Genomic DNA, 15,044 nt, shown 5'->3' on the forward strand with positions numbered 1-15,044 from the left:
TCTGGTATAATAGAAAATAGATTTTTTTAGAACGGAGTAAATGATATGAATGGAGCGCAAAAAGCATTTTTTGAAGAAAAGGAGCGTTCACTTGGCGTTTATCTAAATGATGTGCAGAAGCAGGCCGTATTGCAGACGAATGGACCGCTGCTACTATTGGCATCTCCTGGTTCAGGAAAAACGACGACGATTATTATGCGTATTGGCTATATGATCGAGGCGCTTGGTGTCAAGCCTGCTCGCATAAAGGCTGTTACGTTTAGTAAGGCATCAGCAAATGATATGAAGGCACGTTTTGCAAAGTTTTTTCCGCATTTGCCACCAGTTGATTTCTCGACGATTCATAGTTTAGCATTTCAAGTTGTGCGGCAGACACTTGAACGTCAGGGCATTTCGTACGGGATTATCGAAGAAGCGGACGGGCCTGGTGTAATGTCAAAAAAACGAGTGCTTCGTGAGATTTTTGAACAATTAAATGGCTCCAAAATTACGGAAGATCAGTTAGACGAGCTACTGACGTACATAACGTTCATCAAAAATAAAATGCTGCCCGAACAGGAATGGGCAATTGCAGAAGTAAAGGTGCCAAGAAAAGTCGAGATTTTACAGCATTATGAGGAATATAAGCGCACAGCTAGTGACCGATTGCTCATTGATTTTGACGATATGCTGTTAATGGCGAATGATATTTTTACGAAAAATCGAGAGGTGTTGGCGCAATATCAACGTCGATACGATTTTTATTTAACGGATGAAAGTCAGGATACATCGCCTGTTCAACATGCGATCATCGAGAAGCTTGTCGCTGTCCATCAAAATTTATGCGTCGTTGCCGATGAGGATCAGGCCATTTATAGCTGGCGCGGTGCAGAGCCAGATTATTTGTTGAATTTCCAAAAGATTTATCCAGAGGCACGTGTTTTACTAATGACACAAAATTATCGTTCATCTGCCTCGATTGTAGAGCCAGCCAACCTTTTCATTCAGCGAAATAAAAAACGATATAACAAACAGATGTTTACGCAGAATCCTGCAGCAGAGCCAATCTCGTTTAAAATCCTAGAGAATTACAGCTTACAGGCCAAATATGTAGTGAATCAGTTAAAAAGCTTGTCTAAGCGTGGCTCAACGGCTGTTTTATATCGAAATAATACGTCAGCCATTCCTCTTATGGACGCGTTAGACAGAGCGGGCTTGCCTTTCTATATGAAAGATTCCACCATTCGCTTTTTTACGCATTGGGTTGTGGAGGATATAATGAACTTCATGCGTCTAGCATACAATACAAAAAATATCTCGATATTTGAAAAAGTTTACAGAAAAATGAATGCTTATATTACACCAACGCAATTAAAGGCACTGCAGAAAGTACCAGAGGATGGCTGTGTATTTACACTATTGCTAGAGCATGTGGAATTAAAGGATTATCAGCCTGAATATATTAAGCGAATTCGCAAAACGTATGATAGCATTCAATTTGATCAAACAACACCAACAGCCATGCTAGAGCATATCCGTTATGACTTTGGTTATGAGCGTGCCTTAAAGAAAATGAGCGAGGACCTCGGTTTTAATTATGAAAATTTACTAGATATTGTGGATGTACTTGGACTAATTGCTCGCCATACGTCGACGATGACTGAATTTGCTGGTCGTTTGAAGTACCTTGAAAATTTAGCACGTACATCTCATCTGAAAAATGAAATGAATGCCATTACATTAACAACCTTACACAGTTCAAAAGGCTTGGAATTTGATCGTGTGTATTTGATTGACTTAATTGATGGGATTTTACCTACTGAGACGGAAGAAGCAATAGAGGAAGAAACAAGACTCTTTTATGTCGGTATCACACGTGCAATTCGCCATTTGGAATTAATTTCGTACAGCAAGCGCTTTAAAGCAAGTGTGGTGCCATCAATATTTATGAAGGCGTTAAAGCAAATCGTTTCACCTCAGGAATTACCAAAGAAAGCGTCGAAAAGTCCGAGGAAAGCATTGAAGCAATACCGTAATGATCAGACAATTACAACGGAGTCAGCGTTAATCGTTGGCTCAAAGGTGAAGCATGTGATGTTTGGAGAGGGAAAAATTTTGGAGGTCACAAGTAGCACGATCAAATTGTCATTTGATGCAGGGATAAAGCAGTTTATGACGGATACATGTTTACAGCAAGGCTATTTAGAAGCGGTGGAAGATTAATGCAGCGTATTCGAGATTTTTTCGAATACGCTTTTTATAGTGTGCAAAATAATAGCTAAACTTCTTTTTTTCTCTTTCTATAGGATAAATATTCTATAAATCTCTTTGCTGCAAGTGACAGCGATTTTTGCTCTCTCATCGCAATCCCAATAGTTCGAAAAGCAGGGATCTCAAGCTCTTTCGCGATAATTTGGTACGGAATGCGTTCTAAAATCAGTTCAGGTAATATACTGATTCCCAACCCGTTTTCCACCATTGACATAATGGCATAGTCGTCCCATGTTGTAAAAGAAATGTGCGGCGAGATATTGTGCTTCTCAAAAATTTCGGAGATTTCAGCTTTTGCGCCTTTTTCTAAAAGCATGAATGGACTGGTCAATAGTTCACTTAGAGGAAATTTATCGCAATCAGCAAGAGGATGATCCTGATGAATGACTACCAACAAACGGTCTTGCTCTACAAAGATTGTTTCCATTTTAGCTTTTGTTGGTAGTCGCAAAAATCCAAAGTCGACCCTACCTTCGATAATCCAGCTTTCGATTTCGGTGTAATCTCCTAAGAGTAACTCGAAATCAATCCCTGGATAATCCTGCTTAAAGAATTTGATCATATAAGGTAGCCAATGTGTTGCTACACTAGAAAATGTACCAATTCGGATGATTCCTGATTGGATATCATGTAAGTCTTCGATCTGCATCATTAACATTTCATGCTCATTACATATACGCTGTAATTGGGGCAGTAGCTTTAAGCCATCGGATGTTAAACTGATTCCGGCACGACCTCGTTCAAAAAGGGAAATTCCCCATTCTATTTCTAAATCGTTGATCATACGGCTGATACCAGACTGTGTATAGTTTAATGCATCGGCAGCTCTTGTAAAGCTCCCATATTCTACTGCTTTGACAAAGGCCATATATTTTTGGATATTCATAACGCTATCCCCCTTGCATGCTATTTTGTTATGTATAGCATGACAAACATTCAATTTTGTAATACATATAAGTATGCTATGCTATTCCCATTACAAAAGCAAGTTGAAAGGGAGTGGAAGGAAAGGACGGAAAAAACACCTAATAGTTCCTATTAAATTGCGGTAGGTTAGGGGAGTAGGCCATGAAATCTAAATTTCAATTTATCGTATCAATGATTATTTTTGGCACAATCGGTTTAGTTGTGCGTTACATTGATTTAGCGGCGAGTGAAAGAGCTTTACTAAGTAGTTTACTAGGATGCTTATTTTTACTCTTCATCTTCTCCATAATGAAGAAAAAAATATCCTGGAATTTAGTGAAATCGAATGCTTTATTTTTGTTTCTCTCAGGCGTTGCATTGGGAGGAAACTGGATTTTTCTCTATCAATCCTACGACCACACATCACTTGCCAATGCCACACTAGGATATTACTTTGCACCAGTATTTGTAATGATTCTTTCACCTGTTGTACTTAGGGAACAATTATCCATAAAAAAAATAATATGCATTGTCATAGCAATTATCGGTATGATAATGATTGTAGGAGAAGGGGTGAGTGCAACGGAATCAGATGATTTCCTTGGACTTACCTTTGGATTGATGGCAGCTGCGTTTTATGCGGCATTGTTACTTTTAAACAAATTTATTAAAGAGATGGACAAGCTAGAGCTGACCATTATTCAACTTGGAACCACTGCATTATTACTGCTGCCATATGTTTTTTTGACAGAAGGCTTGGGGATTTTTGAATTATCACGCGCATCTATTCCTTTTATTTTAATTTTAGGTATCGTTAATACAGGGATTGGATTTTGGTTGTTTTTCTCGGGAATGGAAAAATTGAAAGGGCAGAGTATTGCGATGCTAAGCTATGTCGATCCTTTTGTAGCAATATTGATTTCTGCAATGATATTGCAAGAGCAAATGACCCTAGTGCAAATTATCGGAGGGGTATTTTTATTAGGTTCTACATTTGTTAGCGAAATTCGATCTTTTAACTTTTCAAAACAACTCATGAAAAAACAAATAGAGTAACAATTTATCACGGGAGACTTAAATCGATAGTACATGGTATTTAACATTTATAGGGTTGTTCAATTACTAAGACAACAATCAGCCAATTCAAGTTGGCTGATTGTTGTTTTTTAAACTCTTAATAAGATGCTTGAGCTTCTTAATGAGTTTCTCCAAAACGTTAACTGCTAGTGCAGCTATGCCCTTAATGATTAGCTAAGAGAGTTTAAGAACTTCAATATATCTATACATACCCTTTAACATAACAGATTCATCTCTTATAATTCTGAGCCTTTGATCATTTTGTTTAAACAGCTCCTCAAAACTTCTACCAATATCTGTTCCTAACATACTTATAAATGGCCTTACCAATTTTTTTGTTAGCGTTAGTTTTTGATTTTTAGGAGCAAATTTATCAAAGATAAGAATTCTACCATCCTTCTTTAAAACTCTTATCATCTCTTCAAAGCATTTATTTTCATTAGGAACCACAGAAAGTATTAAACTAGCTACAATATAGTCAAATGATTCATCTGCAAAAGACATTTTTTGAGCATCCATTTCTAAAAAATTGATAGAAGAGTGCTCGAATTTATGTTTAGCTTTCGCTAGCATATCAGGAGAATAATCAATGGCTGTTATATCATAATCAACATAGTTGATTAATTCTAAATCAGCCCCAGTACCAATACCTACATAGAGGATTTTTTGTTTACGCTGAAAAAGTACTTCTTGAAAAATCCTCTTTCTAGTCTTTAAAAAAGTACCTGTATTAAAAAGTTTATCGTAAAAGGAAGAGCCAATTTTATAAATAATTTTGTTCCACGTATTATTCAATGCTACATCCAGCCTTTCTACAGAGCATATGAACTTCTAAAATCCTGTGTCCCCTCCGAAAATAGGAGTGACCCACGCAATAATCTTTGTCATCATGTCAAAATATAATAAAATCCCATTAAAATCAATAATCATAAATGGCTTCTTTTTGGAAGAAACGTAATTTGAGACAGCTTAAGAAAGGAAATTGAAAAACCAAGTACATTAATAAGTATGTATAATAAGCCTTTATCAGGGTTTGTTAGCCCTAAAGCCATTATTACAAGTATCCAGCCAGTTGTGAAACCTGTCCCAAATTTAATCTAATATTCCTTTTCAGACAGTAAAAAATCTAACTTGAGGATGCCTACGTTTATTAGCTGAAGAGAGACCCATATTTTTTTAAAATTTTTGACAGACATATTAGGTAGTGCTAGTATGTTTGACACACATATTAGTGATATCGAATATGATCATATCAAAACATATTAGCTAAGTCTAATATGAATTGGAGGAGATTTTGTGACAGAAAAAAATATTGACTTAAAAATTAAACTAATTCATGGATTTTCAAACAAGGTAAGACTTCAAATTTTAGAGTGTATCAAAGAGAAAGAGAAGACAGTATCTCAAATCGTCGAGGAATTAAAGGGGAATCAGTCTAATATCTCTCAACACTTAGCCTGTTTAAAAGGGTGTGGCATTATTGTTGGTCGTAATGAAGGAAAATATTGCTACTATAGTTTGAGAAATGAGCGTATTCGCGAACTTCTTGGAATGTTTGATACGGTTTTAGAAGATGTTCATTCTGATGTTGCGTGCTGTGCAAACCATGTAGATTAAAGATATATATAAATAAAAGCAGATTCCATAATATATAGGGAAGGATGCAGGAGATTTGAAATTTTGAGGAAATGGGTGTTCCGTAACTATATGAATGAGCTAGTACAGAAAAAATCAAAGATAGAGGAACATCTTTACTAATACGGTTAGTGGTCGTAAAGGTTTGATTAAAGTTAGTCCAAAGTAGAAAACTACCTGATCTGAATAGAAATTATAAAAGGGTTACTGAGATAATGTAACCCTTATTGAGGGAGGTCGTGACGGTCAACCAACGCCACCACCATATAAGTGCGTGCAATACACTCAATATAAATTTGTGCAAATAAAGGCTAATTATACATAAAAAAAAGCAGCGTCGTCACACGCTACAGTAATTTAATGAACATGTGAGGTGATTCATAAAAGAGTTTAACAAAGATTATGAATGGAACCATGCTATAAAATAAATGTTCGATACAGAAGATAACTTGGATTCAAAAGGTTGTGAAGATTATTTTTTTGTCAAACTCATATTCTGACACTTGTATGCTTTTGCTGAATTTTAGTAATCTTTTATTTTTACTTAATATGTGAGCTAATAATAATAAGTGTTATACCCGTAAATAAGCAAACGATTCTTGTCACAGGTATTTTATCTGCTAGTCCAAATAATGCAATTGCTGTCGTTACGATTAAAACTGTTGGACCAACCAAAGCAAGCATTGTATTAATATAAAATGCTTTTTCTAGATTATTTAACTTTAGCATCAACAATCCAGCACTTACTTCAATACTCCCAGACAATACACGTAAAATAACCATAGCAAGAACCGACTTTTCAATAATTGTCATCATCCTATCTTTATAGAAAATTTAATATAATTCCATCATGAATAGAATAATAGATTTTTGTTTTAATGAAATATTAAAATCAATATATGTATGATTCGTATCTAATATGCTTGTTAGATTATGCTTTAATCCTTAGACTAGGAATATAATTAAAGATTTTTTCAATGTTTGGAATTAGCATAAAAAATGAGCTGTGTTTCTATAGTTGAAACACGGCTCATTTTTTATTTTTAATCCCTATTTAGATTAATGTTCAATTTGAAAGCTATCAATAAAATTCTAATTCTTATATCACGCTGCATATGCATATATTCTCCATATTTATAGTCTATACTTTATTTTCAAATGGACTATAGAAAGGTTGAGTGAGCGTATTTGTTAGAGCATTTAAATTTACTTCTTGCATTTGGTGCTGGATTATTATCATTTTTATCACCTTGTTCATTACCATTGTATCCAGCTTTTCTATCTTATGTAACAGGAATATCCTTTAATGAACTAAAAGAAGAAAAAGGGATTTTGAGGCGAAAATCTCTGATACATACCCTGCTTTTTTTACTTGGTTTTTCTATTATTTTTATGGCACTAGGTTTTTCAACTTCTTTTATCGGACAGATTTTTATTCAGTATAAAGAGTTCCTAAGACAAATTGGAGCAATTATCATGGTCTTTTTTGGATTAGTTATTCTAGGTTTTTTTAAAATCGATATTTTACAATCTGAAAAAAAGATTCATTTTAAAAAAAGGCCCAAAGGATATTTTGGTTCGGTACTTATTGGTATGGGTTTTGCAGCTGGATGGACACCTTGTACTGGACCAATTCTTGCAGGAGTAATAGCTTTAGGCGTGTCTGATCCTGGGAAGGGCATGTTGTACATGCTATTTTATGTGCTAGGTTTCTCTATACCTTTCCTAATAATGTCTTTATTTATCGGAAAAATGAAGTTTCTTCAAAGAAAAAATGGACTGTTTATGAAAATAGGTGGTGCAATAATGATTGTGATGGGGGTTTTATTATACTTTGATATGATGACTAAAATTATTGCGTTTTTAACACCGATTTTTGGAGGATTTACTGGTTTCTAGTTTTACATATATAAGAAAGGAAGGAGCCTAACTTCATTATGGATAAAAAAAAGAGAAGATTTCTTATGCGTTCAATTATATTAATTATATTATTTGGGGCAATATTCTTCACAGTCTATACAACTTTAACGCAAGATAAAAATGAAGTATTAAAAATAGGGGACGATGCTCCAAATTTTACTCTAGTTGATATGCATGGTGATAAACATAATTTGGAGGAATACAAAGGAAAAGGTGTCTTTTTAAACTTTTGGGGTACTTGGTGCAAACCTTGCGAAAGAGAATTTCCAATTATAGATAGATATTATAATGATTATAAAGAAAAGGATATACAGGTATTAGCTATAAATATAGCAGAATCCGACTTCGTGGTTCAAAATTATATTGACCGAAAAGGTCTAACTTTTCCGGTTTTAATAGATAAAAATAAAAGTGTAATGGAAGCATATAATATCAATCCATTACCAACGACTATTCTTATTAATTCTGAGGGGAAAATAGAAAAAATAATCACTGGAGAAATGAAAGAACAAGATATAAAGAATTATATGGAACTAATTCTACCAGACTAAATAATGATTTTTAATATTTCTAACGTCAATTTTTAATTTTATCACCGAGAGAAAGTTAGATTTACATGCAAAAAATCGTAGTGGAAGTACAATAAAAGAAATAACAAATTATATTAGACAGGGAATACTAGTTATTATATGGGTAACATTGGACCTCTCACCACCAAAGGTTAAAGGGGGATTGATTATGGAAGAAGCAGGTGAGTACCATCAAATGTATCAAAATTTACATACAATGGTACTATTATCTGTGGGAAATACGACTGTGGAAGTAATGGATCCACGTAAGGGATTGATAACATTGGATAAGGGAGCATTTTTTAATAGCTATGAAGCATTAGGCGAACAGGCAGTTGTTGTTTATAAACAATAGTTCATTATATGCAAGTAATAGGTTAAAAAAATAGCGTTTAATCATGGAAGAAAAATTACTTCAATTACTTGAACAATCTGGTTTATTTGCAATTTTGGTTAGTTTAATGATAAATACTTTGGTTAGTATTATAGGTGTACTACCAAGTGTTTTTGTTACAGCTACTAACCTTGTGTTTTTTGGCGTATTCAACGGTTTGTTGATTTCTATTATCGGTGAATCACTTGGTGCAGTTATTAGCTTTATTTTATATAGAAAAGGAATCAATAAATGGAAAAGACCGTTCGTATTACACCCTAAACTTTTAAAATTAAAGGAGTTGGAAGGGTCTGATGCATTTTGGATAATTGTCAGTTTAAGGATTTTACCTTTTATGTCATCAGGTCTTGTGACTTTTACTAGTGCATTTTCTAAGGTATCTTTAGGCACATTTGCGCTTGCTAGTACGATTGGAAAAATACCAGCCTTAATCTTTGAAGCAGGAGCCGTATATGGTTTTATGCAAGTAAATTTAATATGGAAAATTGTAATAAGTATCTTATTAATGTCAATTATCATTTTGATTTGGAAAGTTAAGAAGTAAAAAAAGTCATATCAAAGTTTTCTTAGATAGCGTGGTTAATACTTGTCTCATTTAATTACAATCCATAATTTCTCCATACTTCTTTGTTATAGTGCCTATGTAAAGAATAAAAGGAGGAAACATAATGAAATCTAAACTTTTGATTGCTTCATTATTGGTAGGCGCTATTATAATTGGGGGATGTAGTGCGGGTAATTCGGAATCTAATAATAATTCAAATATGGACCATTCTACTATGTCTGGTATGGACCATTCCAATATTAGTGATGAAGAAATGAAAAACATGGAGGGTATGGATAATAAAGATAGTAGCATGGAAAATGGTCATGCGAGTCATAACAATCCATTAGCATTAAATAATTCAACTGGGGAAAATGAGCTTGCGCTTCCACCTATTATTGAACCTAAAAATGGAATTGTTGATATTACTGCCCAACAAGGAACGACAGAAATCTTTAAGGGAACTAAAACAGAGACATATGGATATAATGGTTCCTTTTTAGGGCCAGTCATCGTATTCATAAGATCAAACGGTAACGTTTAGAACTAAAAATGACTTATCTGAACCAACAACATTTCACTGGCATGGATTAGAAATCCCGGAAATGGTGATGGAGGTCCACACCAAGTCTTAGAGCCAGGTGTAACAGAAGATGTAAATTTACAGTTAATCAAGGAGCATCTACGCTGTGGTTCCATCCACATCCAGAAGGTGCTACAGCAGAGCAAGTATATAAAGGTTTAGCTGGCTTAATTTATATTGATGATGAAAATTCGCAAAAATCAATTTACCGAATGAGTATGGTGTGAATGATTTTCCGTTAGTATTCCAAGATAGAAATTTACTGAAGAAAAGCAATTAAATTATCAAGCAGTCCTTAATGAGGATGGTACAATGAGATACTTTGTTAATTAATGGTACTTTGAATCCTAAACTTACTGTCGGTAAAGAAAAAATAAGACTTCGATTATTAAACGGTTCTAATGCTCGTAATTATACGTTTAAATTGAATAAGGAGCTACATTCCAACAAAATTGCTACTGATGGAGGTTTCTTAAATCAACCACACTGATATGAAAGAAATTACCTTAACACCAGGTGAGCGAGCAGAGGTAATAGTGGATTTTTCAAAGATGGATGACAAAACTGATATAGCATTAATAAATGAAGAAGGAATTACTTTTACCATTTAAAATTGACCAAAAAGCTGCAAGTACAAGTAACATTGCACAAAAATTAAATGATTTTGTGTTACGGAAGAGGAAAAAACCTTACCAGTTACAAAGAAACTTGAACTTTTGGTATGGGCACAATGGTTTCAATCAATGGTTCACAGTTTGATATGAATCGCATTGATTTCACTCAAAAAACAGGGAGATACTGAAATTGGGAAATTTATAATAAACCTGATATGATGGGTGGCATGACACATCCTTTCCATACATGGCACTCAATTTAAAATCGTGTCGATTGATGGGAAAGAACCTCCTTTAAATTTAAAAGGGTGGAAGGATACTGTTTCAGTTGAAGCTGGTCAAACAGTTAAATTAGCAGTGAAGTTCAATAATAAGGGCATTTACATGTTCCATTGCCATGTCCTTGAACATGAAGAAATGGGATGATGGGTCAAGTTGAAGTAAAATAAAATAGATACAATTTTAAAAACCTCCAAAATTTGGAGGTTTTTTAGATGTCATTCAAGGGCAGATTTAAACTACTTAAAACACCAGATAAAGCCATTTCGAGCCATTTAAATGCTTTCTGTTGCTTTAAAGACTTCTAGGATACGACCTTTTTGTAACTTAACAATTAAATAAGCTACCAAACGGGCCACTTGTTGAATAACAGTCTTTTAAGAAATGTTACCTAACGACGCTTTTGTAAAAATAAATTGTTGTTTTTATCCACGAACAGAGCAGGTTAGTGGAAGCAATAGTAATTAGGTTTGACTGGGAAAATGCCGATGATATTAAAAAGACACCTAAGTGTCTTATGTTTTTCAAATTAAGCATACCGATAAATTTAAATTTTTATTATCTTGGGAGCGAGGTATTTTATCGGTGCGTGTATACAAACCATGTAATGCTGGCTGTTAATAATGCTGCCGAAATCAACGCTGTAAGAATACTATATTGTTGCCAAATAAGTATTGTTGACCAATCGATAGCATAGCACAGTATACCAAGGACAATCGTAGTCATCAGGAAAATAACTGTTATGATTATTCTCTTTTTTGTCATTGGCTGTCTCTTATTCATTTTCTTTTTTCGTAATCCTAAAAGAAATAGCAGAACAGCCAATAGGCAAAGAATAATAGTGATAGACGACAAAATGATATCCAAAAGCTGTGTGCCACTTATTTCATATGACTGAGTTAGATTACCGTCTAATATATCTTTAACTTTTAGTACCAAGTTTATATTGGTATTTGCGCCGTTGCTCAGCAAGCAGACGGCTGTTCTGTCATTTAGCAGTATGGCTACTTCGGTTCGGAAATTTGGATTGCCCCCAGTGTGTTCGATGATTGTTTGGTCGGCGTTTACCGACCAGCCTGCCGCATAATACATATCGTTGACAGCCGAGACAGACATATCACCCCTATGTGATTTTTCGATAACCGTGTGAAATATTTCGGGTATGTTCTGCACAATACCCATCTGTATGCCCATCCAACGTGCCATATCTTTTGTATTAGAAATGATGTAGCCTGCGGGTTTGTTCCCAGCATAATCCGGAGCTTTAAATGGAGTTGTCATAAAAAAGGAAGAACGGTAGCCTTGTGCCAACTGTCCAGTGGCTTGAGCATCTTCTTTATAAACATACGTCTGGTGAAGACCTAACGGCTGAAATACTTGTTCCTTCATAAAGTCTTCATAGCTTTGTTGCGACACAATCTCAATAACCAAACCCAATACGTCATAATTAACGGTTCCATAGTTATACTGTTCACCAGGATTGAACGCCAATTCAGCATCTACGAGCATTTCCACAGTCTTTTGCAACATATCCGGTGTATTGCCTTGTGGAATATTTTGAGTATGCCTAATATTTGTTAGACCACTGGTATGGTGAAGAAAGTTATTTAGTGTAAGGCTTTGCGTATCAACAGGTTTTCCTTGATACTTTAACGTAAACCAAGGTAAATATTTTTGCACAGGGTCCGTCATTGAGAGCAGCCCTTGCTCTTCCAACAGCATAATACCCATACCAGTAAAAGCTTTACTGACAGAAGCTAACTCATAGAGTGTATTTTCACTTGCAGTCAACCCCTTTTCACGGTCAGCATACCCTGAAGAAAAGTAGAACACTTCATCATCGACAATTATTGAGATTGAAATTCCTGGAACACCTGATATTCGAGAGGCATCATCTAGCAACGTTTGTATTGCCGCAGATTTCGAATCTGACAGTGCATAACTTTGTGTTGTGGATCCTAAGAATAATATAAATATCATTAATACAACAACAATAATCTTTTTCATAAACTCTCTTTTTGAAAAATTATAAGAGAATAATATAAATAACCTACTTTTACAACTACTAAACTAAATTATAACTTATCTTTCTATTCACCTTTAAATATTAAGTAAAATGTGAAGAGTTACATTTAACGAACAGATACGTTAGTTCAATAAGAAAAACGATCTTCAACAAAAGGGTGCATTCTGTAATAAGGATCAGCGCTTGTTTTAAAAGTTGTAAAATAATCAAGAAATTTATTATCATCAGGGAGGCTTTGCTGATAAGACTTTTAAATTTACTAGATGACGAGAACTCGAATAAGAGTCAGAAGCCTCATTCTTTTAAACGGACCAATATGCAAATTCCAAATATATTCTATTGGCATAAGAATGGTTACTCGTAATATATTCTACAATTGATGCAACATAAAAATCGTATATTTACCACGTTTTAAAATCTATTTCCGGTTTGTTGTATAAGAGGGATTTTTGAAACAGTGTAGAAAGTTAATATTAGGTGATAAATTGCATTTAACAGGAGATGGGATAGATATATGCAGACGATTTTTGTAGACTGGGGTGGAAATAATGTGAAGCTAACTTGGATGCCTCGAATGAAATTAACAGAATCTTTAATAGTGACGAGTGTTCATGCAGTGTGCTTTAGAGATGGGAAAGTGTTATTATCACAAATAAAAAATCGAGGGTTTAATTATCCAGGTGGACACGTAGAGATTGGGGAGAACGTAGAAGAAGCTATACTACGCGAAACATATGAAGAGGGGTATGTAAAGGGAACAATTAAATACATAGGTTCAATTGAAGTAAGCCATAAAGAAATCTGTCTTTTGATTCAAGTGGAAAATATCCATTGATTGCTTATCAGGCATTTTTTAGAATGGATGTTACCGAATGCTTACCTTTTCTCCGAGAACATGAATCATCTGCTCGAATTTGGGTAGAACCCTCTGAAATACCATTTGTAATTAATGACCATAAACTTTCAAAATTAATCTTAGACGATGCGTTAACCTTTTGTTCTTCTTAAACTAACGTGTGCTTTAATTTAATAACAACGATCTTCAACAATCGGGGCTTTCCTGGAAAAAGGAAAGCTCATTTTTCAGTTTAAGGGCTATTTAATTGAATAACGCTTTTAAAGGAATTATGTGAAAATTAAGTTAGTTGGAAAAGTAATGTATTTAACTAACTGGGAAGGTTAATGTAATAAGGATTTAATGATTTTCTAAGCAAGAAGGGTTATCACTGTGTAGTCTGGAATAGTTAGTTTATAAGTTTCTTTTAACTTAATTAACATTGCGATTGGAGTTTTTGAGCAGTTAAAGTAGTCCCACAATCGGGAAATTTAATTGAAAGACTAAACAAAAGTAGTTACTTTCCCGTATGTAAATTCTGCATTTTCTTAAACTACATCAAGTTGCATGTGTAACATATCGCTTAATAAAAGTACAAAATATCTCCTGAAGCAACCCGTCCTATATTAGAACGGGTTAGCTCAACTGAGATTATAAAATTAGCTATATTATCACTTTATATTACTTCATCTGGTGGTTGTGTCTTTCTCCAGCCATAAAACTGCATGACGTCTTTTGATCATATAAAACATTTCAATTCCCACCTTTCAAGTTTTTTAATTAACAAGATTAATATTGACGAATACGAATATAATCGTCAATTTTTTTTCGGTTCTCTTCAAAGATTTTTTTCACATATTCATCATGAAGTGCTTTCTCAAGAGAGACCTTACGTTTTGTAATAGTTATCGTGAGCGCAAAAAAGTTTAATATCATTTTATCACCTCCTTAAATTGTCATGAAAAATGAAAAAAACCGTAGAGAGACTCTCTACGGCGAAAAAGGCCACAAAAATACCGCAGGGGCACACTTCTCCCTGCGGTATGGGTATGCTTATTTACAAAAAAAACCTTAAGCTATCCATTCCGATGCGGTCGAATGTGTGATTTTCATTTTTAATGAAGTTGTAGCTACCAATGACATCAATTTAACGATAACGATCATTTTATTCGACCTCCTTAAGAATTTTTTGTTTACTTTGTAAGTATATCTAAATTTAAGTTGTTTGTAAACATCTTTTACAAAGCTTTCCTAATTATTGAAGAGAGAGCAGTTATGGATGCTACGGGTACATGGGGGAATCCAAACCCTGTAATTTCTACAGGGGTATGGCTACAAAATGAAAAAACGAAACCCATAGTATTTTATCAAAATTGTAGTTCCAGAACTTTAGGAAAGTTTAAGGATTTTAC

General features: G+C 34.3%; 16 protein-coding genes and 1 pseudogene. 12 read left to right on the forward strand and 5 right to left on the reverse strand.

Annotation, left to right across the window (positions count from 1 at the left end; all coding sequences use genetic code 11):
- Positions 1 to 45 precede the first annotated feature (45 nt).
- A complete protein-coding gene (locus tag HXV90_RS03905) occupies positions 46 to 2,202 on the forward strand; it encodes an ATP-dependent helicase (protein WP_269898430.1) in 2,157 nt (718 codons plus the stop codon).
- A gap of 55 nt (positions 2,203 to 2,257) precedes the next feature.
- On the opposite strand, the gene HXV90_RS03910 is transcribed toward HXV90_RS03905, so the two are convergent.
- A complete protein-coding gene (locus tag HXV90_RS03910) occupies positions 2,258 to 3,136 on the reverse strand; it encodes a LysR family transcriptional regulator (RefSeq protein ID WP_269898431.1) in 879 nt (292 codons plus the stop codon).
- Between the two features lie 182 nt (positions 3,137 to 3,318).
- On the opposite strand from HXV90_RS03910, the gene HXV90_RS03915 reads away from it, so the two are divergent.
- Complete coding sequence (locus HXV90_RS03915) at positions 3,319 to 4,212, forward strand: DMT family transporter (protein ID WP_269898432.1); 894 nt, start codon at positions 3,319 to 3,321, stop codon at positions 4,210 to 4,212.
- Positions 4,213 to 4,407: 195 nt separating this feature from the next.
- Here the strand turns inward: HXV90_RS03915 and HXV90_RS03920 are convergent, their stop codons facing one another.
- The gene (locus HXV90_RS03920; RefSeq protein ID WP_269898433.1) at positions 4,408 to 5,028 is read right to left on the reverse strand and encodes a class I SAM-dependent methyltransferase; all 621 of its coding nucleotides are present in this window, start codon (positions 5,026 to 5,028) and stop codon (positions 4,408 to 4,410) included.
- Positions 5,029 to 5,529: 501 nt separating this feature from the next.
- Here HXV90_RS03920 and HXV90_RS03925 point away from each other — a divergent pair.
- Complete coding sequence (locus HXV90_RS03925) at positions 5,530 to 5,850, forward strand: ArsR/SmtB family transcription factor (RefSeq protein ID WP_259419460.1); 321 nt, start codon at positions 5,530 to 5,532, stop codon at positions 5,848 to 5,850.
- A 558-nt stretch (positions 5,851 to 6,408) separates the two neighbouring features.
- Here HXV90_RS03925 and HXV90_RS03930 read toward each other — a convergent pair.
- Complete coding sequence (locus tag HXV90_RS03930) at positions 6,409 to 6,684, reverse strand: YqhV family protein (protein ID WP_048395961.1); 276 nt, start codon at positions 6,682 to 6,684, stop codon at positions 6,409 to 6,411.
- A 372-nt stretch (positions 6,685 to 7,056) separates the two neighbouring features.
- On the opposite strand from HXV90_RS03930, the gene HXV90_RS03935 reads away from it, so the two are divergent.
- The 8 genes and pseudogenes from HXV90_RS03935 (at position 7,057) to HXV90_RS03970 (ending at position 10,918) form a co-directional block, all read left to right on the forward strand.
- Positions 7,057 to 7,767, forward strand: a complete 711-nt coding sequence (locus tag HXV90_RS03935; protein ID WP_112118605.1) for a cytochrome c biogenesis CcdA family protein — start codon at positions 7,057 to 7,059, stop codon at positions 7,765 to 7,767.
- 38 nt (positions 7,768 to 7,805) lie between these two features.
- A complete protein-coding gene (resA, locus tag HXV90_RS03940) occupies positions 7,806 to 8,339 on the forward strand; it encodes a thiol-disulfide oxidoreductase ResA (RefSeq protein WP_269898434.1) in 534 nt (177 codons plus the stop codon).
- Between the two features lie 112 nt (positions 8,340 to 8,451).
- On the forward strand, positions 8,452 to 8,712 hold the full coding sequence (locus HXV90_RS03945) for a hypothetical protein (protein WP_269899015.1): 261 nt from the start codon (positions 8,452 to 8,454) through the stop codon (positions 8,710 to 8,712).
- Positions 8,713 to 8,755: 43 nt separating this feature from the next.
- Positions 8,756 to 9,295, forward strand: coding sequence for a TVP38/TMEM64 family protein (locus HXV90_RS03950; RefSeq protein WP_269898435.1), 540 nt, complete (start codon positions 8,756 to 8,758; stop codon positions 9,293 to 9,295).
- A gap of 124 nt (positions 9,296 to 9,419) precedes the next feature.
- The gene (locus HXV90_RS03955; RefSeq protein WP_269898436.1) at positions 9,420 to 9,839 is read left to right on the forward strand and encodes a cupredoxin domain-containing protein; all 420 of its coding nucleotides are present in this window, start codon (positions 9,420 to 9,422) and stop codon (positions 9,837 to 9,839) included.
- A 19-nt stretch (positions 9,840 to 9,858) separates the two neighbouring features.
- Positions 9,859 to 9,930 (forward strand): annotated as a pseudogene (locus tag HXV90_RS03960) (hypothetical protein); the annotation flags it as partial.
- Between the two features lie 52 nt (positions 9,931 to 9,982).
- A complete protein-coding gene (locus tag HXV90_RS03965; RefSeq protein WP_269899016.1) occupies positions 9,983 to 10,105 on the forward strand; it encodes a cupredoxin domain-containing protein in 123 nt (40 codons plus the stop codon).
- Between the two features lie 654 nt (positions 10,106 to 10,759).
- Positions 10,760 to 10,918, forward strand: coding sequence for a multicopper oxidase domain-containing protein (locus HXV90_RS03970; RefSeq protein WP_269898437.1), 159 nt, complete (start codon positions 10,760 to 10,762; stop codon positions 10,916 to 10,918).
- A gap of 432 nt (positions 10,919 to 11,350) precedes the next feature.
- On the opposite strand, the gene HXV90_RS03975 is transcribed toward HXV90_RS03970, so the two are convergent.
- A complete protein-coding gene (locus HXV90_RS03975; protein ID WP_269898438.1) occupies positions 11,351 to 12,778 on the reverse strand; it encodes a serine hydrolase domain-containing protein in 1,428 nt (475 codons plus the stop codon).
- Positions 12,779 to 13,311: 533 nt separating this feature from the next.
- On the opposite strand from HXV90_RS03975, the gene HXV90_RS03980 reads away from it, so the two are divergent.
- Positions 13,312 to 13,632, forward strand: a complete 321-nt coding sequence (locus tag HXV90_RS03980; RefSeq protein WP_269898439.1) for an NUDIX domain-containing protein — start codon at positions 13,312 to 13,314, stop codon at positions 13,630 to 13,632.
- Positions 13,633 to 14,421: 789 nt separating this feature from the next.
- On the opposite strand, the gene HXV90_RS03985 is transcribed toward HXV90_RS03980, so the two are convergent.
- On the reverse strand, positions 14,422 to 14,568 hold the full coding sequence (locus tag HXV90_RS03985; RefSeq protein WP_081011020.1) for a YrzI family small protein: 147 nt from the start codon (positions 14,566 to 14,568) through the stop codon (positions 14,422 to 14,424).
- Between the last annotated feature and the right edge of the window lie 476 nt (positions 14,569 to 15,044).

The sequence above is a fragment of the Lysinibacillus sp. JK80 genome (assembly GCF_027557635.1).
GTDB lineage: Bacteria > Bacillota > Bacilli > Bacillales_A > Planococcaceae > Lysinibacillus > Lysinibacillus capsici.